Genomic DNA, 24985 nt, shown 5'->3' with positions numbered 1-24985 from the left:
CGCGGTTGCTAGCGCCCCAGATAGGAGGCCAGAACCTCAGGGTTGCCGATCAATTCGGGCGCAGGGCCGCGATAAGCGATCTCGCCGTCCTTGAGGACGTAAGCCTGGCCCGCAACGGCGGCAGCGACGCCGACATTCTGCTCGACCAGGAGCATCGTCAGGCCGCGACCATGCAGCAGCCTGATCGTTTCGATCAGGGCGTCGACCAACACAGGCGAGAGCCCCACCGACGGCTCGTCGAGGAGCAGCAGCTTCGGGCGCGACATCAGCGCCCGTGCCACCGCCACCTGCTGCTGCTCGCCGCCGCTGAGCGAGCCGGCCTTGTGGGTCTGCTTGTCGCGCAGGCGCGGGAAGAGGCCGTACATCTCCTCCAGGTCGTCGCGGATGCCCTTGCGGTCGGTGCGGGTCGCAGCGCCGAGATCCAGGTTGTCGCGGACGCTCATGTTGGCGAAGACCTCGCGGCCCTGCGGCACCTGGACGATGCCCGCCTTGACCATGGCGTCGGACGGCCTGCCGGCCATCTCGGTGCCGAGGAACCGGACCGTGCCCTTGCGCGGCGTCACCATGCCACTGAGCGTGTTGATGATCGTCGTCTTGCCCGAGCCGTTGCCGCCAAGCAGTGCGACGAGCGCTCCCTGCGGCACCTCGAAGGAGACGTCGCGGAGCACCTCCGTCACGCCGTACCAGACGTTCAGGTTGGCGACCTCAAGCATGCTGCTGATGTCCGAGATAGGCTTCGACGACGCGCTGGTCGGCGCGCACCGTGTCGGGCAGGCCCTCGGCGATCTTGCGCCCGGAGCCGAGCACGACGATCCAGTCGGAGACGCCCATCACCAGACGGATGACGTGCTCGATCATGATCAGCGTGATCCCCCGCTCGTCGCGGATGCGGCGGAGCAGTGCGTCCAGTTCCGCCACGCGGTTGACCGACAGACCGACGGCCGGCTCGTCGAGAAGTACGACCTTAGGCTCGTAGATCAGCGTGCGTGCGATCTCGACGATGCGCTGCTGGCCGAAGGAGAGTGCGCTGCCCGGGCGGTCCGCGAAATGGGCGAAACCGACATAGTCGAGCGCCTCCATCGCACGGCGACGCATCTCCGCCTCCTCGGTGCGCATTTTGGTCGTACGGAAAACGGCGCCAGCGAGGCCGGACGAGCTCATCAGGTGCAGCCCGGCCATCATGTTCTCCAGCACGGTCATGCCGGCGAACAGCTGCGAGGCCTGGAACGTGCGGCGCAAGCCGAGGCCGGCGATCCTGCTGGGCTTCATGCCCGTGAGGCGCGTGCCGTTGAGCAGGACCTCGCCGCTCGTCGCCGGCGTCATGCCGCAGATGACGTTGAGCAGCGTCGTCTTGCCGGCACCGTTCGGGCCGATGATGCCGGTGATCTTGCCAGGCTTGAAGTCGATGCTGATGTCGTCGAGCGCGTGGACGCCGCCGAACGCGACCGATGCACTGATGACCTGGAGGACGGACTGCATCAGTCTTCTCCGGCCTGCGCGGCGGCGGGTGCGGGCTCGGTCGCCGCCCTCCGGACCCGGCGCGGCGCATAGCGCAGCGGCTCCTGCCAGCCGGGCAGCCAGCGCTTCAGGAGGACGACGACGCCCGTCGGCTGGAAGAGCATGAAGAGCAGCAGCAGGCCGCCGAACACGATCTCGATCGGGAAGGCGATCTCCTTCACGCCCTCCTGCAGGACGACGATCAGCACGCCGCCGATCAGCGAGCCCGCGATCGAGCCCATGCCGCCCAGCACGACGGCGGCCTTGTGCATGACCATCTGCAGCAGGTCGAAACTCTCCGGCCCGACGAAGCCGAGCACGCCGGCATAGAGCGCGCCGGCAGCACCGGCGAAGAAGCCGGACATCGCGAAGGCGAGCGCCTTGTATTTCAGCAGATCGATGCCGAGCGACTGGGCGGCGATCTCCCGGTCGCGGATCGCGACGAAGGCCCGGCCGATCGGCGATTCCATCGTGTGCTTGGCGACGAAGAAGAGCAGCAGGCACACGACCCAGGAGATGAAATAGATCGCTTGGCCGCCGGAGACGGGCAGGCTGCCGAAGTCGATCGGCGGCGGCACGAACCCGCCGGCGCCGAATGTGACCGGCGTCCAGTGCATCATCAGCCACAGCGTGAACTGCGCGAAGGCGAGCGTCGTCAGCGCCAGATAGATGCCGCTGAGCCGCAGCGCCGGCAGCGCCAGTAGGGTGCCGACGCTCATCGCGATCAAGGTGCCCGCCGGTGCGCTGAACCAGTAGGGCAGCGCGAAATGCTTCATCAGCAGGCCGGTGCCGTAGGCGCCGATGCCGTACATCGCCGCGTTGGCGAAGGCGAGCTGGCCGGCGAAGCCGATCAGCAGGTTCAGGCCGAGCGACAGGATGATGAACAGGATCATCAGGTTGGCGACGAACAGGAAGTACTGGTTGGCGCCGAACGGGATGACGAAGAGGAAGGCGAAGACGGCGAGGCAGAAGGCGCGCCGCCCGACGAGGTGGCCCAGCATCAGACCCTCCGCCCGGCGCGCTGGCCGAACAGGCCGGTCGGCAGGAAGACCATCACGACCATGATCACGATGAAGGCCGCCACCTCCTGCAGGCCGGTGTCGATGTAGCCGGCCGACAGCTGCTCGATGATGCCGATCAGCAGCCCGCCGACGATCGCGCCGGTGATGCTGGTCAGGCCGCCGAGCACCGCGGCGGCGAAGGCCTTGATGAAGAGGGCGAAGCCGATGTCCGGATAGAGCATCGTCAGCGGCGCCATCAGCACCGCGGCGGCGCCGGCGACGGCGGCACCGACGGCGAAGGTGTACATGTAGACGCGGTCGGTACGCAGGCCGACCAGCTTCGCTGCCTTCGGGTTGTCGGCCGTCGCCTGCATGAACCGGCCGGCGCGCGTCAGGCGGAAGAAGAGGACGAAGACCAGCATCACCGCCACGGCGGCGCCGACCACGACCAGCTGCTGCGACATGATCATGATGCCGCCGAACAGGATCGGCTCCGGCGAGACCAGCGGCGGGAAGGTCAGGAAGTCGCCCTTGCCGCCCCACAGCCAGCGCGCCACGCCCTTCAGCACGAAGGAGAGGCCGACCATCGCCAGCAGCACGCTGACCAGCGACTGGCGCTGCATCAGCGGCCGGAAGGCGACGCGGTCGACGACGATGCCGAGGACGAAGGCGCCGATCACCGCCAGCACGAGGGACGCCAGGTAGGGCCAGCCGAACATCACGTGGAACGTGAAGGCCATGAAGCCGCCCAGCATGAACATCTCGCCGTGCGCGAAATTCACCACCCCCGTCGCCTTGTAGACGACGACGATGCCGAGGGCGACGAGGGCGTAGAGCGCCCCCGTCGTGATCCCCGTCGCCAGCAGATAGCTGAACATCTCCATGACGCGGACCCGTACCTTCTGCGTGCCGACCGGCGGAGGCCCGCGGTCAGTCGATGATCGTCGGCTTGCCGTCGACCAGCTTCAGCCAGCCCGGGTCCTGGTTGCACTGGCTGGGGTTGGGCTCGCCGCCGCAGCTGATCTCGCCGGCGTAGACCGCGGTCTCCATGCCCTTGATCGTGCCCATCGCCTCGAGGAATTTGGCGCGGGTGAGGTCAGGTCCGGCGCGCTTCAGCGCCTCGACCATCACCTGGGCGCTGCCGATGCCGTTCAGGTTGAAGGTCGACAGCTCGTCGTTCGGGAAGAGCGCCTTGATCCGGTCGGCCCAGGGCTTCATCTCCGGGCTGCCCGGCTGGTACTTGGTCGGCGTGATCGTCACGAACCTGTCGAGCGCGCTGTCGACGCCGACCTGCTTGCGGAAGGCGTCGAGGTCGTTGATGCCCGTCTGGCCGATCCACATCGGGCTGTAACCGAGCTTCAGCGAGTCGCGGATGATGACCGCACCCGGCTTCGGATAGAGCAGCATGACGATCGCGTCGGCGCCCGACATGCGCAGCTTCAGCGCCTGCGGCGTGGCGTCGTTCGCGTCGATCTGCAGCTCGACGTTCTCGACGAACTTGACGCCCTTCTGCTCGGCATAGGCCATCAGCGGCTTGTAGCGCGCCTCGGCCCAGGCGTCGGTCATGCGGATGACCGCGATCTTCTTCGCCCCGCTCTTCAGCGCCCGGTCCAGCTGCGCCCGGCTCTCGATCGAGGAGGTCAGCTGGGTCGTGTAGATGTTCGGCTTCACCGGATCGGTGATCGCGTCGGCGACGGCCGAGTTGATCACGGTCGGGATCCCCGTCTTCTCCAGCTCCGGCGTCGCCGCCAGCGTCGCGTTGGAGCAGGCGCCGCCGATGATCGCGAACACCTTCGTCTCGTAGGCCAGCTTCTTGACCGCCGCGATGGCGCCCTCGGGCTTGCAGTTGTCGTCCTCGCGGATGAGGACGAGCTTGCGGCCGTGGACGCCGCCCTCGGCGTTGACCTTGTCGAAGACGGCGTCGACGCCGTTCATCACCAGCTTGCCGTACATGTAGACCGGGCCGGCAAACGGGCCGAAGGCGCCGATCTCGATCCGGTCCTTCGTCACGCCGGGCACGTCCTGCGCGGCGGCGGGCAGCGCCCCCGCCATCGCGGCCAGTCCCGCAAGTCCGGCAGCCCCCGCCAGCGTCACCAGTGTCCTGCGCATGCGCCCTCGCCTCCCCGTCGGTCGGAACTCCCGCCGTCGGATCAGCAAGGACCGGGCCAACGCCCCGCGCCCCCCGCACCGCGAGCCCCGGGAACGCCTCTTGCAAGACGCTGCCGGAGAAGCCCGCACCAGACGCCCGCAACGGAGGCACGCCTTGAAGGTCGGCATCTACCTCGCCACGCAGTTCACGCCCGGCACGCCGCTCGGCCCCCAGGTCGACAACCTGGTCGAGCAGGTCCGCGTCGCCCGGGCGAACGGCTTCGCCTCGGTCTGGGCGGCCCAGCATTTCATCACCGCCCCGGTCCAGATGTTCCAGACCGTGCCGCTGCTGGCGCGGCTGGCGCCCGAGGCGGCGGGCATGCAGATCGGCCCCAACATCCTCGTCTTCCCGGCGCTGGAGCCGGTCATGGTGGCCGAGGAGAGCGCCACCATGGACTGGCTGAGCGACGGCAACTACGTGCTCGGCGTCGGCCTGGGCTATCGCGGCGAGGAGTTCGGCGCCCTCGGCCGCAGCCTGGACGAGCGCGTCGGCCGCATGCGCGAGGGCCTCGACCTCGTCCGCCGCCTGTGGACCGAGGACCGCATCACCCATCACGGCAAGCACTTCCACCTCGACGACGTCGGCCTCTCGCTCAAGCCGAAGCAGCCGAAGGGCCCGCCCGTCTGGGTCGCCGCCGTGGTCGAGAAGGCCATCGAGCGCGCCGCCGTCCTGGGCGACGAGTGGCTGATCACCTTCTACCCGACCATTACGGCGCTGGAGGGCCAGCTGAAGCTCTACCGCACCGCCCGCGCCGCGGCCGGCCTGCCCCCCGCCACCGACTATCCGCTCTGCCGCGAATGCTATGTCGGCCCCGACATGGCCGCCGCACTCGCCGCCGCCGAGGGGCCGCTGAAATACAAGTACGCGGCCTACGCCTCCTGGGGACAGGACAAGATCCTGGCCCACGAGGACCGCTTCGACCAGCCGTTCGGCGACTTCCGCACCGACCGCTTCATCATCGGCGACGAGGCCGCCGTGCGCGACGAACTCCAGCGCTATCGCGACCGGCTGGGCGTCGAGCACTTCATCATGCGCATGCAGTGGCCCGGCCTGGACCAGGACCTGGTCCTGAAGAGCATCGAGCGCCTGGGACGCATCGCCGCGACGCTGTGATCCCTTTCCTTCCGTCATTGCGAGCCGAAGGCGAAGCAACCCAGGGCCACGGCCTGAGCGCTCGCCCTGGGTTGCTTCGGCGCTGCGCGCCTCGCAATGACGGAGGTGAGGGGCGCGCAATGACGGAGCGAACGGCCACCGCCACCGATTGACGACACCTCCCGCCCGGGCGGACCATCCGTCCGCCCCCCATCCCCACCGCACAGGAGCGAGCCCTTGCCCACCATCACCACCGACGACGGCGTGAAGCTCTATTACGAGGAGACCGGCTCCGGCTCGCCGATCGTCTTCGTCCACGAGTTCGCCGGCGACCACCGCAGCTGGGAGCCGCAGGTGCGCGCCCTGTCGCGCCGCCACCGCTGCATCACCTACGGCGCCCGCGGCTTCCCGCCGTCCGACGTGCCGCCCGATGCGTCCTCCTACTCCCAGGCCCGCGCCTGCACCGACATCCGCTGCGTCCTCGACGGGCTCGGCATCGACAAGGCCCATATCGTGGGCCTCTCGATGGGCGGCTTCGCCACCCTGCATTTCGGCCTCACCTACCCCGAGCGCGCCCTCTCCCTGCTCATCGCCGGCTGCGGCTACGGGGCGGAGAAGGAGCAGAGCGCCAAATTCCGCGGCGAGGCCGACATCATCGCCGACCGCCTGCGCCGCGACGGCATGCCCAAGTTCGCCGAGACCTATGCCCTCGGCCCGACCCGCGTGCAGCTCCAGAACAAGGACCCGCGCGGCTGGCGGGAATTCGCCGACCAGCTCGCCGAGCACTCCGCCGAAGGTTCGGCCAACACCCAGCAGGGCGTGCAGAAGGAACGGCCGTCGATCTTCGACCTGGAAGAGGGCATGAAGAAGATCACCGTCCCCACCCTCATCGTCACCGGCGACGAGGACTGGCCCTGCCTCATCCCCAACATCTTCATGAAACGCGCCATCCCCTCGGCCGCCCTCTTCGTCATGCCCAACACCGGCCACACCCTGAACCTGGAGGAGCCGGACCTGTTCAACCGCGCCATCGCCGACTTCGTCGCCCAGGTCGAAGCCGGCCGCTGGCCCATGCGCGACCCCCGCGCGACCATCGAAAGCATCACAGGGGTAAAGTGACGCGGCGCGGCCGCGGGCGGTCAGTTGGTGCGGCGTCGCGGGCGGAGGGTCCACCGCGACGGCGGCCCGGCCGCGAGGCCGGGATAGGTTTTTGTGGGGTTTTATGGGGGTGCCGCGGCCCCTTGTGAAACGTTGTGGAACACTATTCGGGAAACGTTGCACGGCGGGCGCGGCGCGCCTGCTGCGCGACGGATGGTGTTTCATTCCCTTTCGTGGGGTGCCGCCGCAGCCTGTGAAACGTTGTGGGACACTATTCGGGAAATGTTGCACGGCGGGCGGCGGAGCGCCTGCGGCGCGGAGGGTGGTGTTTCATTCCTTTTCGTGGGGGTGGCGCGGCAGCCTGTGAAACGTTGTGGAACACCGTTCGGCGACGTTTCACGACGGAGCGGCGGAACGCGCGCGCGGCGGTCGTCCTTCCCGCCGCCCGGACACGCCGCCCCATGGCCGGCATCGCCGGCCGGTAGCGCCTGTCTCGACCATGTCCAACAGCAGTGCCCCGCGCGGGGGGAAGAGCCACTATATCGGATCATTATCCTAGGTCGCCAGTGCGAACCGTCGCGTCGCCGGCAGATTCAGCCGGCTTGACCGGCGGCGCGCTTTCAGTTGACCTCTGCCCGATTTAAGGGGTGGCGGAAACGATTCGGACCGTCGGCCGGCTGGCATTGCCGTCGCGACCCGCGCTGACCGATCACGACGCCGTTCGTTGAGGAAACAGGTGATCAAGCAATTTGTCGAAGGATCAATAGAGGAGCAGAATGGCTACAGATGCGGATCTTTTGAATGTCAGCGCAGCGTCTGAGCGCTTTTTCCGGCTTTATCAGGGGCATTGCCGCTCGCCCAGTCGGGACACGCTGTTTGCCTTGCTTGAGGCGGGGCACAGTTTGAACGATCGACTGAGAATTAGCCTAGGCGTAGATTTTTTTTCTATCCCGGAATTTACAGCCCTGAAGTGTCTTCGCAATTATTTTCACCACAGACAAGAATTACGGCACATCATCCGAATAATCCCGGTCGGCGATTATCCTATTTTGACGGACTTGATGATATTGTGCCTTGTTCCCCGAGATTCTGTCATTGCGGCAATTGACGAGACTACGCCTATCAGAACGAGGCACGGAAAGCTTGTGAGGACGTTTTCCATTGGTACGGCCCGCTTGTAAATATAAACCCTGCACTATTTAATTTTGTGGTGGCCGCTTACGAGCGGCTGACCGATCAGGGCGTCCACTTAGCAGGAGATGCAGTCGAAGAATTTGAGGCCAGCTATCGCTATGAGGAGGAGCATGACCTTCTTCATGTTGTCGACGGCAGGCTTGCCACCTCAGCAGGAAGCATCAGTGACGTGCTTACTGACATTGCGGCCGGGTGGACTGATCATGAATCGGGAGCACGGCAGAAGAGCTAGCTATGTTAGTTGAAGTAACCGCCGTTGATCAGGAAGACTAAGATCAAAATGGGAACACTCAAGCATTCTATGCATTCGAATCCGAAAGCCCAGTTCGCTGGTTGATAGAGCGATTGAGAAGCCTCATTGCCATCGCCTGAGCATACGCCCCCCGGTCCCACCGCCGGAAATAGGAGTGGACGACCTGCCAGGGCGGGTAGGTCGTGCGGGAGCAGATCCTAGCCCCATGTCGATGCGTAGGAAATTGAGCATCGCATTCCCCGACTCGCGCGAAGCCGCCTTGCGCGGCCGAGCGCCGGGGTTCGCTTCGGTGAACAGCGGTGCGATCAGCGTCCACTGACCGTCCGTCAGGTCGGTGTCATACGCTCGCCGCTGCGGCGCTTCCGTCTCGGCATCGGCGTCGGTTCTCCACGTCGGGTCCGACACGCCAAGAATCACAGAACTGCCGCAGTGGGAACCTTTCTCAAACTCCTCTCAGTACCCGTATTTCAGGCGACGCATTTCGAACGCGGCTTTGCCGCCTTCGAGGGTTTCCCCAACGAGTTCCCGAACATACTCCGAGTCAATCGAACCGAGATTCCGGTCCGGCAGGTGCACTTCTGATCCGTCCGAAGATCCGGCAGGTTCCAGCGCCGCAATGAGTTCGGCGTCGCCAAGGACAGGAATGTTCGCGTTATGTGTCGCGAAAACAAACTGACGACGCCGTTTCTCCTGCTTGATCTGCGGCACGATCCCATCGGTAATGAACCGATTGTCCAGATCGTCCTCAGGCTGGTCGATCAGAAGCGGCCCCGGCGATTCCAGCAGGAGAAGCAGGAGAACGGCCGTGGCCTTTTGTCCGGTGGATAGCTCGTCCAGTTTACGCCACACGGCCGGAGCTCCTTCCCGCGCAACATTTAGCTGCACGGTTGTGGTCGCCGGCAGGTCGATCTCTTCCAACTCCATGATGAAGGACGATTCTGCACCGGCAAGCTTCTCCGCCTGTGCGGGTGGCATGGGAAACGCGTCAACTATCGCCCCCTTGCCTTCGCGGCAGGCCTGCGCAAGCGCACGCACCGAAAGCGGCTGCTTTTTGTTCAGCGCATTCACCATATCGGAGACGCGGCCGCCGAGCCTGCGCAGATGTTCTTCAAGCGCGGCCCGATCGCCTGTCGCGGTAACGCTCACCCGAACCCGATCGCCCAGTTTGCGGCTAACCTTCTTCGCGGCGCGTTCAAGCGCGCGGAATTGTGCGGATTTCGTATCCTCCCATTCCTCGAGCGCCTTGCGGCGCTTCTTGTTCGCCTCCTTCAGATCATCCCCCAGCTTGGCCTGCCGGCTCTTTTTCGGCTCAAGCTGCTCGATCCGTTGCAGCACGGCGGTGTACTCGCTCCCGTCTATGCCGTCCTTCGCGAGTTCTCTCAGCGTCTTCTGGTGCGCTTCCTCCACCTGTGCGCTGCGGCCAGCCCATTCCGTGCGAACGTCCTGCAGACCCGCCCGCGCCTTTGTGATCGCATCGTCAAGGCTTGCTAGCGCAGCAGCGGTTTCGGTCTTGAACGTCTCGATGTGCGGCCTGGCCTTGCGAAGGATGTCGGCGCCGCCGAGTTCTTTCAGGCCGTCTTCGTCTAAGCGGGAGACGTCGGGAACGTACTCGTCGCCGAAGGCGTCCCGCATTTCCTGGGCATCGTCGATGATGGAATCGACGCTTTTCAGGACACCTTCTTCCGTGACGAGCTGCTTCTTGTCTTTCAGCTTCTCCTCAAGACCGAGATCCTTGTAGCGCTGCAGAGTTTCGCGCAGTCCGGGAAGCGCGGCAAGCTCCTCGTCGATCCGCTTCAGTTGCGTCTCGATACCGGCAATTTCCGTCCTCGTATCACCGAGACGATTGCTGAGTTCGCTGCGCTTTGCCGCATCACCGGGGGCGGTATCGACAAAGCGATCAAGAAGTCCCGTCAGGCGTTCAGGGCTGCGAGCTAGCTCCGATATCTCATGCTGTCCGAATATCTCGATTCCGACAGATACGTCGCGGGTCGAAAGCTCTGTCAGCTCGCCGGACGAATCCTTCACGGTGGGGCGGTTCCCCACAGTGCGCTCGATGAGATATTCTCGTGGCGACGGGGTATGCGAGCGCAGAAGAAGTGAAACTTTCGTTCCGGCGCCGAGCACCTGCGACACGAACGACTTGTGCAACTTGCCGGCTTCATCGCCGAGAGGCGCGATATCCAGCACAAAACGCACACTTTCGATGATGGTGGACTTGCCGGTTCCACGGCCGCCGATCATCACATTTAGGTTTTCATTGAAGTGAATACCGATTCCGTCGAGAAAGCCGCCCTCCCACGCAATCGCCAGCAATTCACTGTGATCCTCCGGCTCGTCATCGGAGACGAGACGGATGCGAGATACCGGGTCAAGGAAGGCTTGTTTCAGACCCTCCACCGATACCGATGCCATCTTGATCCAGCAGCACGCGCCCGGCGCGGCAGCCTGCGCAGGCGAGCTCACGTCCTGTGCGTTGACAACTGCGATCGGACGCTCGCGCATATAGTCCGCATTACGGTTCTGGATGATCGGCCGATGGTTCTCCGGTGCGCGGTCGACCGGCCCCGGAAGACAGCAGGCGTGCAAATGCTCGTGCCGCCAAGCCTTGATGGCTGGCTGCCCGCGTAGCGTTGCCAGCAAACCGCCGGCGGAACATACATGAGCGGCCACCGGAATACCGCCCCATCGCCGGGTGCAGGCCGTCATCAGTTCGTCGCAGTCCTTGGTTCCTGCGGGAGAATCTTCCGAATCATCATGAACGCCGCATTCGCCAATGAACCGATCGATCTTGTCGACATCAGTACCGGGATCGAAGAGACACAGGATATGCACGCCGTCCTTCGAACAGGCTTCGAAGCCGCGGAAGACATGCAGGCCGCGCTGCTCCGCAGCGACCGCAAGACTAAGCCCGGACTTCACGCGGTAATGATCGGTGATGGCAATGACTTCGACGCCCTGGTCCTGCAGCGCATTGAGCACGGCAGCGTTATAGCTGTCCTCATCCGCGAAGCTCTCCCCCTTCGGATGGCGCTCCACATACTCGTATGGATTGACCTGCAATGCGCATTTGTAGAAGCGTGCGCCGGATGGACGCTGCAAGGCAGCGCTCACAACAGGGGGCAACTTCCCGATCCCTGCCGATTGCTCCATTGAAGTCTCCAGTTTTGTCACCTGATCCTGAATTTGACATAGAATAAAACATTTATATCTGGGCAATTACCGGCATTTTATTCGCGGGCAACTGAAAACTTCGCGCCATACCCAGGCAATGCGGTGAACACCGATATGCGTTAGCCGTCCATTGAGTTTATGAGTTTAGCCGACAGAGGAGCGTGGTCCAGCCGCAACCGGCGCAGATGACTTGCAGACCCCCGCCCGGCGCAATTTTTACCACTGCCCCTTCACGCGCTCCGCAGCCGCGGCAGGAAATACGCGAGCAGGCCGATGGCGGGCAGGAAGGAGCAGATACGGTAGACCGTCTCGATGCCGTACTGGTCGGCCGCCTGGCCCAGGATCGCCGCGGCGATGCCGCCCAGGCCGAAGGACAGGCCGTAGAAGAAGCCGCCGACCAGGCCGATGCGGCCGGGCAGCAGCTCGATGGCGTAGATCAGGATTGCGGCGAAGGCGCTGGACATGATCAGGTTGATGATCACCGTCAGCACGCCGGTCCAGAACAGGTCGGCATAGGGCAGTGCCAGCGTGAACGGCAGCGCCCCCAGGATCGAGAACCAGATGATTCGGTTGCGGCCGATCCGGTCGCCCAGCATGCCGCCGCCCAGGGCGCCGGCCGCCGAGGAGACCAGGAACAGGAACAGCATCACCTGCGAGAACTGGACGGACACGTCGAACTTGCCCATCAGGTAGAAGGTGTAGAACGAGGTGAAGCTGGACGAGTAGGCGCTCTTCGAGAACAGCAGGATGATCAGCACGACGATGGCGCCGACGGCGCCGGCCGTGATCGGCGCGGGCGCCTCGGCGGCGTGGCCCACCTGTCCCTTCGCCAGCCGGCGCGGTGCGAAGGGCGCATAGCGGCCCGCCGTCCACACCATCAGCACCATCGCGACCAGGGCGGCACCGGAGAACCAGCCCAGGCTCTCCTGGCCGCGCGGCACGATGATGAAGGCGGCGAGCAGCGGCCCGAGCGCGCCGCCGGCCTGGCCGCCGACCTGGAAGATGCCCTGGGCGAAGCCGTGGCGGCCGCCCGAGGCGTTGCGCGCCATGCGCGTCGCCTCCGGATGGAAGATCGACGAGCCGATGCCGACGCACGCCGCCGAGACCAGCAGGAAGCCGTAGCTGCCGGCATGCGCCAGCCCCAGCAGGCCGGCCAGCGTGAAGCCCATGCCGACGACCATGGAATAGGGCATCGGGTGCTTGTCGGTGTACATGCCGACCACCGGCTGGAGCAGCGACGCCGAGATCTGGAAGGTCAGCGTGATCAGCCCGATCTGCACGAAGTCGAGCCCGTAGGCGTCCTTGATGATCGGATAGATCGCCGGGATCAGCGACTGGATCATGTCGTTCAGCAGGTGCGTGACGCTGAGTGCGACCAGCACGGGCAGGGCGGCCTGCCGGGTGGACAAGGCCGGGGCGCTGATGGTCATGGGGTCCGATCCGGCGATGAGGCGTTGCGGGGGTGACGCCTGCGCGTCGGAAGGTCGGACGCGATCGTACGGTCCCGGCGCGGCAAAAGGGAAGCGGCCGAGCGCCCGCGGTGCCGCGGGGCTGCCATGCGCCGAAGTCTTGCGGCGGCCTAGGGCGGGGCAAGCCCCGCCCCTACGCGGGCGCCTGGCCTCGCGCCTTGCGGCGGGCGTCGCCGATGGCACGCAGTCGCTCGCGGTCTTCCGGGCGAACGCGGTTGTAGCGGTCGCGCCAGTCGGGGTCGTCGGACTTCCAGTCGAACGGCGCACGGACGGTAGTGCGCGGGCCGGTCGCGGTGTCGAGCAGGTGCAGGGCGCGGCGCAGGATCTCCGTCTGCATGTCCGCGTCCCACGGATGGCCGCAGGGGTTGCCGAGCGGAAAGTCCGTGAAGAGGAAGCGCGGCACGCCGCAATGCTCGACGATGTCGCGCGCCGAGCCCAGGACCACCGTCGGGATGCCGTTCGCCTCGAGATGCCGTGCGGCCAGACTCACGGTCTGGTGGCAGACGGGTCAGAGCGCGGTGAGGATCGCGGCGTCGGCGCCGTCTTCGCGCAGGCGCCGCAGGATCTCGGGCGCGTCCTGGCCGATCGTCTTCTGCTGGCTGTAGTCGGTGGGGGCCGCGTGGAAGTGCGCCGCCAGCGCGCCGAGCGTGCCCTCGGCCACCAGCCGCCGCGCGGCGTCGATCGGCAGGAAGGTCTCGCGGTCGTCGGTGTGGGTCGACTCCTTGTCCCAGGCGACGTCGGTGTCGAAGGTCGCCGGCGGATGGTCGACCGATCCGCTCCACACCTGCTTGCGGTTGCGCGCGTCGCGGTGCGAGCGATCGCCCGGCCCGGCGGTGCAGATCAGCGCCACGGTCATATCCGCCACCGGCTTTTCGGGGCGCGCGAACGGCACGTCGTCGTGGTGCGCCCAGACATAGTCGTTGGCATAGCCGAGGGCGCGATAGTAGAGCCGCGTCCGCTCCATGTAGGGGACGGGCGGCCCCGAAGCCTGGTCGTGAGCCTGGGCTGGCATGGCGATCCTCCGCTTCTTCTTGTGCGAACCCATCCATTGAAGAGCGAACCGGGGGCGGCTGCAACATGCGGCTGCTGCCCGTGCGTGGGCTCTGGGTCCCGGCGTTCCGCTTCGCTCCAGCCGGGAAGGTGCGGCATTGGGGGGCGATGGCGTTTCGGGGGCGGCGGGTTCATCCTGGCGCCGGCGAACGGGTGGGAGTCGGGGCGGCATGGCGCTGGATGCGGAGACGTTTTCGCTGCTGCTGGAGGCGACGCGGCGGCTGGTGGACGGGGTGCTGATCCCGGCCGAGGCCGAGGCCGACCGGACCGGCGACATTCCGCCGGCCGCGCAGCGGGCGATGCGCGAGATGGGGCTGTTCGGGCTGACCATCCCGGAGGCGCACGGCGGGCTGGGCCTGAGCCGCAGCGAGGAGGTGCGCTTCCTGTTCGAGTTCTGCCGCGCCTCGCCGACCTTCCGCTCGCTGATCGGCACGACGGTGGGCGTCGGCGGCAAGGCGATCCTGCTGGACGGCACCGAGGCGCAGAAGACGCACTGGCTGCCGCGGATCGCGCGCGGCGAGACCATCGTCTCCTTCTGCCTGACCGAGCCGGACAGCGGCTCCGACGCCAAGGCGCTGAAGAGCCGGGCGCGGCGCGACGGCGACCATTGGGTGATCGACGGGTCGAAGCGCTTCGTCTCGAACGCGCCGCACGCCGGGCTGTTCGTGGTGATGGCGCGGACGGATGAGAGGGTGACGGCGTTCCTGGTGCCGGCGGACACGCCGGGCATCACGGTGGCCCCGCCGTGGAAGAAGATGGGACAGCGCGGCGCGCAGGTGGCGGACGTGTCGTTCGACGGCTGCCGCGTGCCGGCGGACGCCGTGCTGGGCGGCGAGGCCGGCATCGGCCGCGGCTTCAACACGGCGATGAAGGCGCTGGACGACGGGCGGCTGCACATCGCGGCGGTGGCGGTGGGATTGGGCCGGCGGCTGGTCGAGGAGATGCTGGCCTACGCCCGCACCCGCCGCCAGTTCGGCGAGCCGATTGCGTCCTTCCAGCTGATCCAGGCGATGCTGGCCGACAGCGAGGCGGAACTGGCGGCGGCGCGCGCCCTGGTCGAGGCGACGGCGGCGCGGCGCGACGCCGGCGAGCCCGTCACCCGCGACGCCGCCAGCGCCAAATATTTCGCGACCGAGGCCGTGTGGCGGATCGCCGACCGCGCGGTGCAGCTGCACGGCGGCTACGGCTACATGAACGACACGCCCGTCGAGCGCCTGTTCCGCGACGCGCGGCTGCTGCGCCTGTTCGAGGGGACGAGCCAGATCATGCAGCTGGTGATCGCGCGCGAGATGCTGCGCGACGCGTGAGGCCGGCCGGCGTGAACCCGCCGGGCTGCCGCTCGCTACGAAGATATCGGTGCCGATCCGGCCCGCACGGCGTTCCTCCACGCGGGAGCGCGGCCAGGGAGGGCGCGCGGGCACGGAGCGGAACGGCGGATGGCGGAGGCGCGCGAAACGGGACTGCTCCGGCCGGGGGCGACCTGCTGGCGGGTGGAACGGGCGCGGCGGGCGGCGATGCTGCCGGACGGGGCCGCCTATTTCGCGGCGATGCGGGCGGCGATGGAGCGGGCGCGGCGGTCGATCCTGCTGGTCGGCTGGGACTTCGACGCCGAGATGCGGCTGGGGCCCGCCGGCGGCGCCGAGGCGGAACAATTCCATGAGCTGATGCGCCGGCTGCTGGCGCGGCGGCCGGAACTGCGGGTGCGCATCCTGATCTGGGACATGGCCTTCGCCTTCCGCATCCAGCGCCGCTCAGGGCCGCGGCAGGCGGCGGCGGCCCTGCCGCGCGGCAACCTGGACTTCCGCCTGGACGGCGGCCACCCGTTCGGCGCCTCGCACCACCAGAAGATCCTGGTCGTCGACGACGCGGTCGCCTTCTGCGGCGGGTCGGACTTCTCGCGCAACCGATGGGACACGCCACGGCACCTGCCGCGCGACCCGCGCCGGCGCAGCCGGGAGAACGCGATCTACGGCCCGCGCCACGACGTGATGATGGCGGTCGACGGGCCGGCGGCGGTCGCCCTGGCCGACGTGGTGCGCGAACGCTGGCGGCGCGCGACGGGCGAGACGCTGGCGCTGGAGACCGCCGGGGCGGAGGATCCGTGGCCGGAGGATCTGGTCCCCGACATGCACGACGTCGCGGTGGGGATCGCGCGGACGGAGCCGGCGCGCGACGGGCGGCCGGCGGTGCGCGAGGCGGAGGCGCTGCACCTGGCGGCGATCGCGGCGGCGCGGCGCTGGATCTACATGGAGAACCAGTATTTCACCTCGCCGGTGATCGGCGCCGCCCTGGCCCGGCGGCTGGCCGAGCCGGACGGGCCGGAGGTCGTGGTCGTCACCGCGGCGCAGAGCGGCGGTCGCTCCGACCGGCTGACCATGGACCATGCGCGCAACAGCCTGATCCACCGCCTGCAGGCGGCCGACCGGCACGGCCGCTTCCGCGCCTTCGCGGCGATGGCCGACGGCGACGTGCCGATCATCGTTCATTCCAAGGTGACGGTGGTCGACGACCGGCTGCTGCGGGTGGGCTCGACCAACCTGAACAACCGCTCGATGGGCTTCGACACGGAATGCGACATCGCCGTGGAGGTGCGCGACGAGGATGGGCGGACCGCCGTGCGGCACATGCTGGACCGGCTGCTGACCGAGCATCTGGGCCGCGGGGCGGGCGAGTTGGAGGCCGCGCTGTGGCGCACCGGCAGCCTGACCGCCTGCGTCGATCAGCTGAACCCGGCGACCGGGCGGCGGCTGCGTCCCTTCGACGTGCCGCGGCCGACGTTCATGGACCGGGCGATGGGACGGCTGCACCTGCTCGACCCGTCCGGGACGGGGGACAATCTGCAGCCGTGGCGGCGGCTGCGGCTGGGCCGGGGGACCTAGCGGCTGCGCCAGCGGTGGAGCTCGGCGGCGGCGAGCAGCGTGCTGCCGAGCAGCAGCGGCACCAGGAAGTAGACGACCCGGAACAGGATCAGGGCGCCGGCCACGTCGCCCTGGGACAGGAGCGCGCCGACGACGTATTCCAGCACGCCGAGCCCGCCCGGCACGTGGCTGACCAGCCCGGCGAGGTTGCCGAGGACGTAGGCGCCGACCACGTCCGCATAGGCCGCGCCCCGGCCGAGCAGCTGGTACAGGGTGGCCGCGACGAAGGCGAAGTTGACCGCGCCGAGCGCCACCTGCGCCGCGGCGATGCCGACGGTGGGCAGGCGGAAATCGTAGCCGCGGATGTGCAGCGGCCGGCGCAGCCGCCAGGCGAGCAGCACATAGGCGGCGGCGGCGGCGAGGCAGAGGCCGCCGACCGCGGCGGCGGCACCGGGCGGCACGCCGATCATGCGGCCCAGGTCCGGCCGCAGCAGGAGTGCGCCGCCACCGAGCGACACCAGGCCGAGGGCGACCGTAACGCCGCAGAAGAGGATCACCTGCCCGACCTCCACGGCGCCGACGCCCCAGCCCGAATAGAAGCGCCAGCGCAGGGTGCCGCTGCTGAGAGCGGCGACGCCGACATTGTGGCCGATGGACAGGGCGACGAAGGAGGTGAGCGCCACCCGGCGATAGGCGAGCGGCCGGCCGACATGGCGCAGGGCGAGCGCGTCGAAGCCGGTCAGGCACAGATAGCTGGCGGCGGCACACAGGAAGGCGAGCCCGATGTCGAGCCCGGCGATGGCGGCGAGCGAGCCCACCACGCCGTCCCAGCCGGCCGCGCTGAACGTCCGCCAGCCCAGCCACAGGCCGAGCGGCAGCATCAGCAGCGGGATCAGGATGGAGAGGCGCCGCAGACGGGCAGCCATCCGCGGCCCCCTCCTCCGCGCCGTCTCAGTAACGGTCGTAGCTGTCCCGTCGATCGCCCAGGATGCCCCACGGCCTGCCGGCGGCGGCGCCGCCCATCGCAGCGGCCAAACCGAGCAGGGAAGCGATCGTCAGCCACGTCGCGGTGGTCGCCAGCACCGACGCGGCGGTCTGCGCCATCTCGAGGGCCTTCTGCTGGATCTGGTCCAGCGTCTGCCTGACGTCTTCGACGGCTGCCTCGATGCGCGCCTCGGTCGCCTGAAGGATCTGTCCGGCCTGCTCCGGCGTGACGCCGAGGCGGCGCTCGAGGGTGCTCAGCACCTCCTGGCGATCCTCTTGCGAGAAAACGGCATCCGGACCCGCCACCAAGCTGTCGACCGCCTCGTTGACGTCGGTGCCGATGTCGCCCGGCGTCCGCAGCGCGTCCGTCAGCGCGTCACGCAGGACGCGGATCGCACGCTCCTGCTCCCGCTGGCTGACGACATTCCGGAAGGCCTCACGCGCCTCCTGGCGCAATTGCGCCGGCGTGATGTTGTTCTGCTCGAGCGTCTGCCGGATCTCCGGCGGCAGCGCATCGGCGGAGATCTGAGAGGCGATTTCGGAGAAATCGGGAAAGGAGAGGTCGTCCGGCACCACCGTCTGCGCCACGTTCGCGGCGCCACGGGCCGTATTGCCGATCATCGTGGAGGCCGACCCGAAAAGGGCACCGCCGCCGGCGATCGCTGCCCATGCCAGGAGAAGCGTCGCCAGCGCCCAGACCGCGACGCCGTGGAGGAGGGACGCGACTGTGCGCGGAATACCTGCGAGCCGCGAGCCGACAAAGCCGCCGACCGCCAGCGCGATCAGCTGCGTGATGATGAAGTAGATTCCGGATCCGATCGCCATCCCGGACAGAGGGTCGCTCTCGTAGAGCGGATCGACGGCGGCCGCGCCGATCGCCAAGCCGAGCGTGGTGAAGAATACCATCAGCGCCATCGCGACGACCGTTCCGGCGAAGATCGCTCCCCATGAGACGCGCCGGATCATCGTATCGCCGGACAACATCGTGCCGCCGTTGGTAACGCGGGCTGCATTCATGTCCTGCCGTCCTCTAAGTAGCGGTTTGCGGTGCGACGCCCGATCGAGCGGCGGCGGGGCAGGTCCGGCACGTGGCGGGCCGGACACGTGGCGGACCGGACACGAGCCGATGCCGGCATCACCTCCCGAGGCGGCGCCGTTCGGCGTTCAACCCTGCCGCCTGCAGAGAGTTCACGCGAGCCGGACAAAAACAGCCGGCGGAGGGTCGGCGCCGGCGCGTGGGACGCCGCAGCCCGCTTCATCTGCACACGCGCAGCACGAGGAACAAAGGCGTGCGGCTGGAGTTGCCGAGGGCGAACACGATGAGGTTCGCATGAGGGATCCGCAGAATCGGGTTCGCACAACCAGGTTCGCACAACCGGGTTCGCGCACGAAGGGGAGTCATGGTCGGTTCGAAAGACGGCGGACGCCACCGCTGGTCGCGGTTGATCCTCCGACGGATCCTTCCGCTCGTGATCCTGGGCCTGCTGGCGGTCGCAACCGCGGTGTCGTTCCTGCCGCTGATCGAGACCAATGCCTGGTGGGTGAGGTACGCGGACTTCCCGCGACTCCAGCTGGCGACCGCCATCGTCCTGCTGCTGGCGGCGCTCCTGGGGCTCGGCCGGCACGCCGGAAAGCGTGCCCGCACGACGGCGCTGCTGGCGGTCGTGCTGCCGGCGGCGGCGGTCGGCTACCACGCCCATAAGCTCTATCCGTACACGGGATTGTCGGCGCAGGCGGCGGCGGGCGTGGAGGAGTGTCCCGCCGAGCGCACGCTGAGCGTGATGGTCGCCAACGTCCAGAAGCGGAACGAAGACGCTTCGGAATTCCTGAGGCTGGTCGAAGACGTCGACCCGGACGTTCTGCTGGTGATGGAGACGGACGGCTGGTGGGACCGGCGCCTGTCGCCGCTGAGATCCACATTCCCGGAGGCGGTGCAGCACATTCCCGAAAGCCACGGGGCCTTCGGGATGCATCTTTTCTCGAAGCTGCGGCTGGCTTCCCCGGCGTTCCGTTTCCTCTTCGATGCGGACACGCCCACCCTCTTCACCGGGATCGACTTGCCGAACGGGGTGACGGTGCAGTTCCTGGGCCTGCATCCGCGTCCGCCGCTGGCGTGGTCGCAGCCGACCGCACTGCGCGATGCGCACCTGCTGAGCGCGGGACTGGAAGCACGGTCGACCAAGATGCCGACGATCGTCGCCGGCGATTTCAACGCGGTGCCGTGGGAGCCGGCGACCCGCCGCTCGGCCCGGATCGGCGGCCTCCTGGACCCGAGGATCGGCCGTGGCTTCTACCCCACGTTCCGGACGGACGACCTGCTGATCTCCTGGCCCCTGGACCAGATTCTGTACCAGGAGGCGTTCGGGCTGCTCGATTTCGAGACGCTGCCGGCCTTCGGATCGGACCATTTCCCGGTCTTTGCCCGGCTCTGCCACGGGGCGCCCGGCCTCATGCCGCATGCGGCACCGGCACTGCGGCCCGGCGACCTGGAAGAGGCGCAGGTATCGATCGAAGCCGCCCGCGCCTCGATCCGGGACAGGAGCCCGGAGCGGCGGTGAGGCTCTTCAGGGTCCGGACGCCCGACCGGCGCCATGCAGCCGTACGCGCCCGGTCTCAATCGGCCGGCGCCGCCGCATAGTCGGCGTCGCCGACCTTCTCGAACCATTGCGTGCCGCCGCTGCCGGGCTCGACCTCGGACATGGCGAGGTGGACGAAGAGGCGGTCGGGCGCCGCCCCGTGCCAGTGGCGCACGTCGGGAGGTATGCGCACCGTGTCGCCCGGATAGAGCGCCCGCACCGGCCCGCCCTCTACCTGGAAGCGGCCGATGCCGGAAAGGACCCACAGCACCTGGCCCAGCGGATGCGCATGCCACGCGGTGCGCGCGCCAGGGGCGAAGGACACGCTGGTCGCGCGCATGCGCGACGGCGCCTCGCCGACGACCACCTCGTCCTGCCAGACCTGGCCGGTGAAACGGTCGGGCGGCGCGGTCCGGGTGGGACGGTCGGCGGCGCGAATGATCTCCATGGGCTCCTCCACTGGACCGGCCCCTCCATGGGCCGTTCTTCACACCGGGTCATCGCTCGGCTTCTCGAGCACAGCCTAGCGCGCGGTGCGGAACGGCGGTAGGGGCGGAGGTGGCCAGGGATGGAGGTGCCAGGGGATGGAGGTGGCAGGGGCGGCTGTCCGGGATGGCCGCCGGTCAGCCGCCGAGATGGCGGCCCGGCGGGTCGGCGGCACCCTCCTCGCGAGGCCGCTCCGGAACCGTCGGCGAGCTCTCCGCCGCGGCGCCGGCGCCCGCGTCGGGGGACGCCGCCGACTGGAACGGGTAGAGCGTGATGAAGCCGTCGCTCTCGACGGCAGCGTGCGTCGTCCTGGTGAACAAGGCGCGTCCCCCCAATTTTTTGTTGTTGTCTGTTGTTCGTGTCTTTCTCGCTAGCCCGTTCGGCCGATTCTACACCGGGCTTTTCCCAATGCGCCCCCAATCTGACGGATGTCATCCTTTTGAAGCATAGCCTAGCCGAGGTCCATCCTGTAATGAAACAGGCAAGGCGGGTATCGCCTCGACAGTAATGCTACGCCAATACTACCATCGTACTCCGCACTAATCTGCGGATCGGCGGCGATGTTTCGCCTCGCGGCCTGCAGCGCCCGCCGGGGAAAGCCATCGGGGGTTTCCGACAACGAAAGAACAGCACATGAACCGGAGACTGGGATTCCTCGTCAGCGTGGGATTGTGCCTGGGGTCGGCCCAGGCCGGTGCGAGCATCGACATGAGCAAGGCGCGCATCCTCTCCTGCGCCGGGCCGCCCAACCATGAGGTCCGCGTCGGTTCGCTGGAGTATCTGTACTACAAGGGCCGCGTCGCGACGGGCGCACTGCCGACCGGCACGGCGGAACTGATCCGCGGCGAGGAGTGCGAGACGGTCATCGTGCTGCAGAACGGCCGCGGCGTCAGTGCCGACTGGCGCCGCTCCACAGACATCCTGCGCGGCCAGCTGTGCACGCCACGGGTCAACCGCTGCCTGCAGGACTGACCGCGGAACGCGCGACGGCTCGGCAGTCCCAGTAAGCCCGGTGGTCAGTCCGGCGCCCTGCTCCGCCGTCAGCCCATATAGCTGCGCAGGCCGCCGTCGCGCAGAAAGATGCGCACGAGGTGGCGACGGCGATCCTCGTCTGGCCAGTCGACATACTCGGTACGGCAGTGGGCGACGGCCATGTTGTTGAGGAACTGGATCTGGCCGGCCTCCAGCGTGAAGTCGACGCGGTGGCCCGGCAGGCTCAGCGTGTCGAACAGTGTCTCGATCGCCTCGCGGCCGAGGGCGTCGAAGTCCTCGCCGACCAGTTCGTAGCCCTTGTAGAGCAGCCACTTCACGAAGCGCGCCTTCACCCGCCCTTCATGCCGCCAGAAGACCGGATAGCGGTGGACGATCGGGTCGTCCTCCGGGTGCTCGCCCTGGCGGTTCCAGACGAACGGCTTGTATAGCCGCGCCAGCAGATCCGGCCGCGCACGCGCCAGTTCCTCGTGCGCCGTCAGGAAGCTGGAGACCGAACTGAGGCCGCCCGACTGCGCCGTGCGCAGGACCAGCAGGCCGATAGTGGGCGGCGGAAAGTTGAAGCCGTAGTCGGTGTGCCAGGACAGGTCCTGGTTGGTCAGGTCGCCGCGCACCCGCGTGTCCATCTTCACGCCGATGTCGCGCACGTCGTAAAGCAGCCGGCCGTCGAAGGACTGCGCCACCGGCCGCGCCAGCATCGACGAGAGCACCCAGTAGACCGCCTTCATCTCCTCCTTGGAGTAGCGATCGACGGGCAGCCGGTCGAGCACGGCGAAGCCGACGCCGTCGTCCAGCGTGCCGCGCACCGTGCCCGCCATGAATTCGCGGCAGGCGTCGAGCGCATAGTCCTCCTGCCCCAGCAGTTCGATGCGCATCGGGTTGCGGCGCAGGGTGGCGACGAAGCGGTCGATCTCGGCCAGGCACGCGGGCGGGATCGGCTTCAGCCAGTCGCCGCGCCCGACATCGGCCGCGGCCCAGACGGCGGGACCGGTAAGCGGCGCCGACGGCGGCAGGTCGGTGCCGGTCGGGATGATCTGCATGGGGTGCCTCGGGCGTTGCACGGTCAGGGGACGTGGCCGCATTGCAAGCGCCGGGCCGCCTACCATGGCATGTCCCTTGCTTCGATGGCGCAGGAGAACGGGTGGCGTCGCCGCCGCGCTGCCGCCGCGATCGCGGGAAACCGCCGGCGGACAATCGAAGAGCAGGGGCTTCATTCCATGCGTATGACCAAATGGCTCGGCGCGCTGGCGCTGACCGCGACGATGCTGTCCGGTGCGGCCCTCTCCGGCGGCGCACTGTCCACCGCACATGCACAGGAGATCAAACTGCGCATCGGGCATGTGCAGTCGATCACGACGCCGACCGGGCAGGCATCCACCCTGCTCGGCACGACGGTGAAGGACCAGACCAAGGGGGCCGTCACCGTGGACATCTTCCCCGGCGCGCAGCTGGGCGGCGAACTGGAGATGCTGTCGCAGGTGCGCCTGGGCAGCCTCGACATGGCGATGCTCGGTTCCGGCATCGTCGCGGCGATCGAGCCCTCCTTCAGCCTGACCGAGCTGCCCTACATCTGGAAGGACGGACCGACCGGCTGGAAGGTGCTGAACGGGCCGGTCGGCGAGAAGATGCTGGCCAGCCTGGAGGCGAAGGGCATGAAGGGGCTGGCCTTCGGGATCTGGGGCGACCGCGGCATCCTGCTGAACGGTCCGAAGATCGAGAAGCCGGAAGACCTGAAGGGCCTGAAGATCCGCGTGATCGAGAACCCGCTCTACGTCCGCACGGTCCGCGCCTACGGCGCCAACGCCGTGCCGATGGCGTGGCCCGAGGTCTATACCGGCCTGCAGCAGAAGACGATCGACGGCGTCGAGACCAACTATCACGGCATGGACGATTCCAAGCTCTACGAGGTCGGCAAGGAACTCGCCGTGGTCAACCACATCTACACGGCGACCGTCTACGTCATGAACCTGAAGAAGTTCAACGCGATGACCCCGGACGCGCAGAAGGCCATCGTCGCGGGCGCCAAGGCTGCGGGCGCGTTGCTGAACCAGAAGAGCGCTGACGCCAACGCCGACGCCATCGCCAAGATGGAGAAGAGCGGCGTGCACATCAGCCGGCCCGACCTCGCCGCCTTCCGCGCCGCCACCAAGCCGGTGCGCGACTATTTCACCACCATCGTCGGCCCCGAGCTGATGCAGGAGGTCGAAGAGGCGCAGAAATAGGCGGCCGGCACGTAGCGGGGCGGAGGCCGCCGCCATGCCGTTCGTCACCGTCGACGGCGTGCGTCTCTGGTACGAGGATGTCGGCGAAGGCTCGCCGCTCGTCCTCTGCCACGAGTTCGCCGGGGACATGCGCGCCTGGGAGCCTCAGGTGCGTGCCCTCGCCCGCCGCCACCGCATCGTGCGCTGGAACTATCGCGGCTATCCGCCGTCCGACGTGCCGCCGGACGAGGCCGACTACGGCCACGACCGGCTGGTGGCCGACCTGCTCGGCCTGCTCGACGCGCTCGGGCTGGAGCGGCCGCACGTCGGCGGCATCGCGACGGGCGGCAACCTGGTCCTGAATTTCGGCATCGCACACGCCCACCGGGCGAAGAGCCTGATCGTCTGCGGCGCCGGCGCCGGCACGTCCGACCGGGCGAACTGGCTGGCCGGAGCCGCGAAGATGGCCGACGACATCGACGCCATGGGCGCCGAGGGCATCGTCGCCAACGTCGAGCACGCCGCGCAGCGCACGGTCTTCCGCGACAAGGATCCGAAGGGGTGGGCGCAGTTCGTCGCGACGATGCGCACGCTCGATCCGGTGGGCGCGGCGCACATGGTGCGCAACGCCCTGTCACGCCGCCTGCCCGTCACCGACCTGGGCGAGGCGATCGCCGCCCTGCGCATGCCGGTGCTGGTGGTGGTCGGCGACCAGGACGTGCCCGCCTTCGAGGCGAGCCGCTTCATCCGCGACACCGCCCCCCACGCCGGCCTCGCCGTGCTGCCGATGTGCGGACACACGCTGAACCTGGAGGAGCCGGCGGCGACCAACGCGCTGTTCGCCGACTTCCTGGCCGCTGTCGACGCCGGCCGCTGGGGCGGCTGGTCGGCGGGACCGTAACAGCCCGAAAGGCAC

At 67.9% G+C, this 24985-nt stretch carries 22 protein-coding genes; 8 read left to right on the top strand and 14 right to left on the bottom strand.

Annotated elements, in window-relative coordinates:
• Window positions 1-8: 8 nt before the first annotated feature.
• From ABIE65_RS09275 to ABIE65_RS09255, 5 genes are read right to left on the bottom strand one after another with little or no spacing between them, the layout of a single operon-like run.
• Window positions 9-713, bottom strand: coding sequence for an ABC transporter ATP-binding protein (locus ABIE65_RS09275; RefSeq protein ID WP_354077257.1), 705 nt, complete (start codon window positions 711-713; stop codon window positions 9-11).
• Window positions 706-1479, bottom strand: coding sequence for an ABC transporter ATP-binding protein (locus tag ABIE65_RS09270; RefSeq protein ID WP_354077256.1), 774 nt, complete (start codon window positions 1477-1479; stop codon window positions 706-708). Before ABIE65_RS09270 ends, ABIE65_RS09275 begins: the two co-directional genes overlap by 8 nt.
• On the bottom strand, window positions 1479-2498 hold the full coding sequence (locus ABIE65_RS09265; protein WP_354077255.1) for a branched-chain amino acid ABC transporter permease: 1020 nt from the start codon (window positions 2496-2498) through the stop codon (window positions 1479-1481). Before ABIE65_RS09265 ends, ABIE65_RS09270 begins: the two co-directional genes overlap by 1 nt.
• Window positions 2498-3382 (bottom strand): branched-chain amino acid ABC transporter permease, encoded by an 885-nt coding sequence (locus ABIE65_RS09260; RefSeq protein WP_354077253.1) that lies wholly within the window; start codon window positions 3380-3382, stop codon window positions 2498-2500. The genes ABIE65_RS09265 and ABIE65_RS09260 overlap by 1 nt, the downstream gene beginning before the upstream one ends.
• 46 nt (window positions 3383-3428) lie before the next feature.
• Complete coding sequence (locus ABIE65_RS09255; RefSeq protein WP_354077252.1) at window positions 3429-4607, bottom strand: ABC transporter substrate-binding protein; 1179 nt, start codon at window positions 4605-4607, stop codon at window positions 3429-3431.
• Window positions 4608-4761: 154 nt separating this feature from the next.
• Between ABIE65_RS09255 and ABIE65_RS09250 the strand changes: the two genes are divergently transcribed.
• Window positions 4762-5760: an LLM class flavin-dependent oxidoreductase gene (locus ABIE65_RS09250; RefSeq protein WP_354077251.1), complete on the top strand. Its 999-nt coding sequence runs from the start codon at window positions 4762-4764 to the stop codon at window positions 5758-5760.
• Window positions 5761-5976: 216 nt separating this feature from the next.
• On the top strand, window positions 5977-6858 hold the full coding sequence (locus ABIE65_RS09245; RefSeq protein ID WP_354077249.1) for an alpha/beta fold hydrolase: 882 nt from the start codon (window positions 5977-5979) through the stop codon (window positions 6856-6858).
• Window positions 6859-8737: 1879 nt separating this feature from the next.
• Here ABIE65_RS09245 and ABIE65_RS09240 read toward each other — a convergent pair.
• From ABIE65_RS09240 to ABIE65_RS09225, 4 genes are all read right to left on the bottom strand, one after another.
• A complete protein-coding gene (locus tag ABIE65_RS09240; protein ID WP_354077247.1) occupies window positions 8738-11434 on the bottom strand; it encodes a TrlF family AAA-like ATPase in 2697 nt (898 codons plus the stop codon).
• 251 nt (window positions 11435-11685) lie between these two features.
• Window positions 11686-12885: an MFS transporter gene (locus ABIE65_RS09235; RefSeq protein ID WP_354077245.1), complete on the bottom strand. Its 1200-nt coding sequence runs from the start codon at window positions 12883-12885 to the stop codon at window positions 11686-11688.
• A 172-nt stretch (window positions 12886-13057) separates the two neighbouring features.
• Window positions 13058-13414 carry a hypothetical protein gene (locus ABIE65_RS09230; RefSeq protein ID WP_354077243.1) on the bottom strand — a complete coding sequence of 119 codons (357 nt, stop codon included), beginning with the start codon at window positions 13412-13414 and terminating at the stop codon, window positions 13058-13060.
• A gap of 18 nt (window positions 13415-13432) precedes the next feature.
• The gene (locus ABIE65_RS09225) at window positions 13433-13936 is read right to left on the bottom strand and encodes a glycine/sarcosine/betaine reductase selenoprotein B family protein (RefSeq protein ID WP_354077242.1); all 504 of its coding nucleotides are present in this window, start codon (window positions 13934-13936) and stop codon (window positions 13433-13435) included.
• 208 nt (window positions 13937-14144) lie between these two features.
• On the opposite strand from ABIE65_RS09225, the gene ABIE65_RS09220 reads away from it, so the two are divergent.
• Together ABIE65_RS09220 and ABIE65_RS09215 are read left to right on the top strand one after the other, a co-directional pair.
• Complete coding sequence (locus ABIE65_RS09220) at window positions 14145-15281, top strand: acyl-CoA dehydrogenase family protein (protein WP_354077241.1); 1137 nt, start codon at window positions 14145-14147, stop codon at window positions 15279-15281.
• A 129-nt stretch (window positions 15282-15410) separates the two neighbouring features.
• Window positions 15411-16853 (top strand): phospholipase D-like domain-containing protein, encoded by a 1443-nt coding sequence (locus ABIE65_RS09215; protein WP_354077239.1) that lies wholly within the window; start codon window positions 15411-15413, stop codon window positions 16851-16853.
• On the opposite strand, the gene ABIE65_RS09210 is transcribed toward ABIE65_RS09215, so the two are convergent.
• Both ABIE65_RS09210 and ABIE65_RS09205 read right to left on the bottom strand, forming a co-directional pair.
• On the bottom strand, window positions 16850-17758 hold the full coding sequence (locus tag ABIE65_RS09210) for a putative bifunctional lysylphosphatidylglycerol flippase/synthetase (protein WP_354077238.1): 909 nt from the start codon (window positions 17756-17758) through the stop codon (window positions 16850-16852). The two genes, ABIE65_RS09215 and ABIE65_RS09210, sit on opposite strands and share 4 nt — an antisense overlap.
• 25 nt (window positions 17759-17783) lie before the next feature.
• Window positions 17784-18833: a hypothetical protein gene (locus tag ABIE65_RS09205; protein WP_354077237.1), complete on the bottom strand. Its 1050-nt coding sequence runs from the start codon at window positions 18831-18833 to the stop codon at window positions 17784-17786.
• 383 nt (window positions 18834-19216) lie between these two features.
• Between ABIE65_RS09205 and ABIE65_RS09200 the strand changes: the two genes are divergently transcribed.
• A complete protein-coding gene (locus ABIE65_RS09200) occupies window positions 19217-20374 on the top strand; it encodes an endonuclease/exonuclease/phosphatase family protein (protein WP_354077236.1) in 1158 nt (385 codons plus the stop codon).
• 55 nt (window positions 20375-20429) lie between these two features.
• Here ABIE65_RS09200 and ABIE65_RS09195 read toward each other — a convergent pair whose 3' ends face one another.
• Window positions 20430-20840 carry a (R)-mandelonitrile lyase gene (locus ABIE65_RS09195; protein ID WP_354077234.1) on the bottom strand — a complete coding sequence of 137 codons (411 nt, stop codon included), beginning with the start codon at window positions 20838-20840 and terminating at the stop codon, window positions 20430-20432.
• Between the two features lie 175 nt (window positions 20841-21015).
• The gene (locus ABIE65_RS09190) at window positions 21016-21198 is read right to left on the bottom strand and encodes a hypothetical protein (protein ID WP_354077232.1); all 183 of its coding nucleotides are present in this window, start codon (window positions 21196-21198) and stop codon (window positions 21016-21018) included.
• 313 nt (window positions 21199-21511) lie between these two features.
• Here ABIE65_RS09190 and ABIE65_RS09185 point away from each other — a divergent pair, with 313 nt between their 5' ends.
• Window positions 21512-21850, top strand: coding sequence for a hypothetical protein (locus ABIE65_RS09185; RefSeq protein WP_354077231.1), 339 nt, complete (start codon window positions 21512-21514; stop codon window positions 21848-21850).
• A 68-nt stretch (window positions 21851-21918) separates the two neighbouring features.
• Here the strand turns inward: ABIE65_RS09185 and ABIE65_RS09180 are convergent, their stop codons facing one another.
• Window positions 21919-22908 (bottom strand): TauD/TfdA family dioxygenase, encoded by a 990-nt coding sequence (locus ABIE65_RS09180; RefSeq protein WP_354077230.1) that lies wholly within the window; start codon window positions 22906-22908, stop codon window positions 21919-21921.
• 177 nt (window positions 22909-23085) lie between these two features.
• On the opposite strand from ABIE65_RS09180, the gene ABIE65_RS09175 reads away from it, so the two are divergent.
• Together ABIE65_RS09175 and ABIE65_RS09170 are read left to right on the top strand one after the other, a co-directional pair.
• Complete coding sequence (locus ABIE65_RS09175) at window positions 23086-24090, top strand: TRAP transporter substrate-binding protein (RefSeq protein WP_354077228.1); 1005 nt, start codon at window positions 23086-23088, stop codon at window positions 24088-24090.
• A 34-nt stretch (window positions 24091-24124) separates the two neighbouring features.
• Window positions 24125-24970, top strand: coding sequence for an alpha/beta fold hydrolase (locus tag ABIE65_RS09170; protein WP_354077227.1), 846 nt, complete (start codon window positions 24125-24127; stop codon window positions 24968-24970).
• Window positions 24971-24985 lie beyond the last annotated feature (15 nt).

The organism is Constrictibacter sp. MBR-5 (assembly GCF_040549485.1).
Lineage (GTDB): Bacteria > Pseudomonadota > Alphaproteobacteria > JAJUGE01 > JAJUGE01 > Constrictibacter.
Note: the sequence above shows the minus strand (reverse complement) of the source record. Positions and strands in the feature narration are given on the sequence as shown.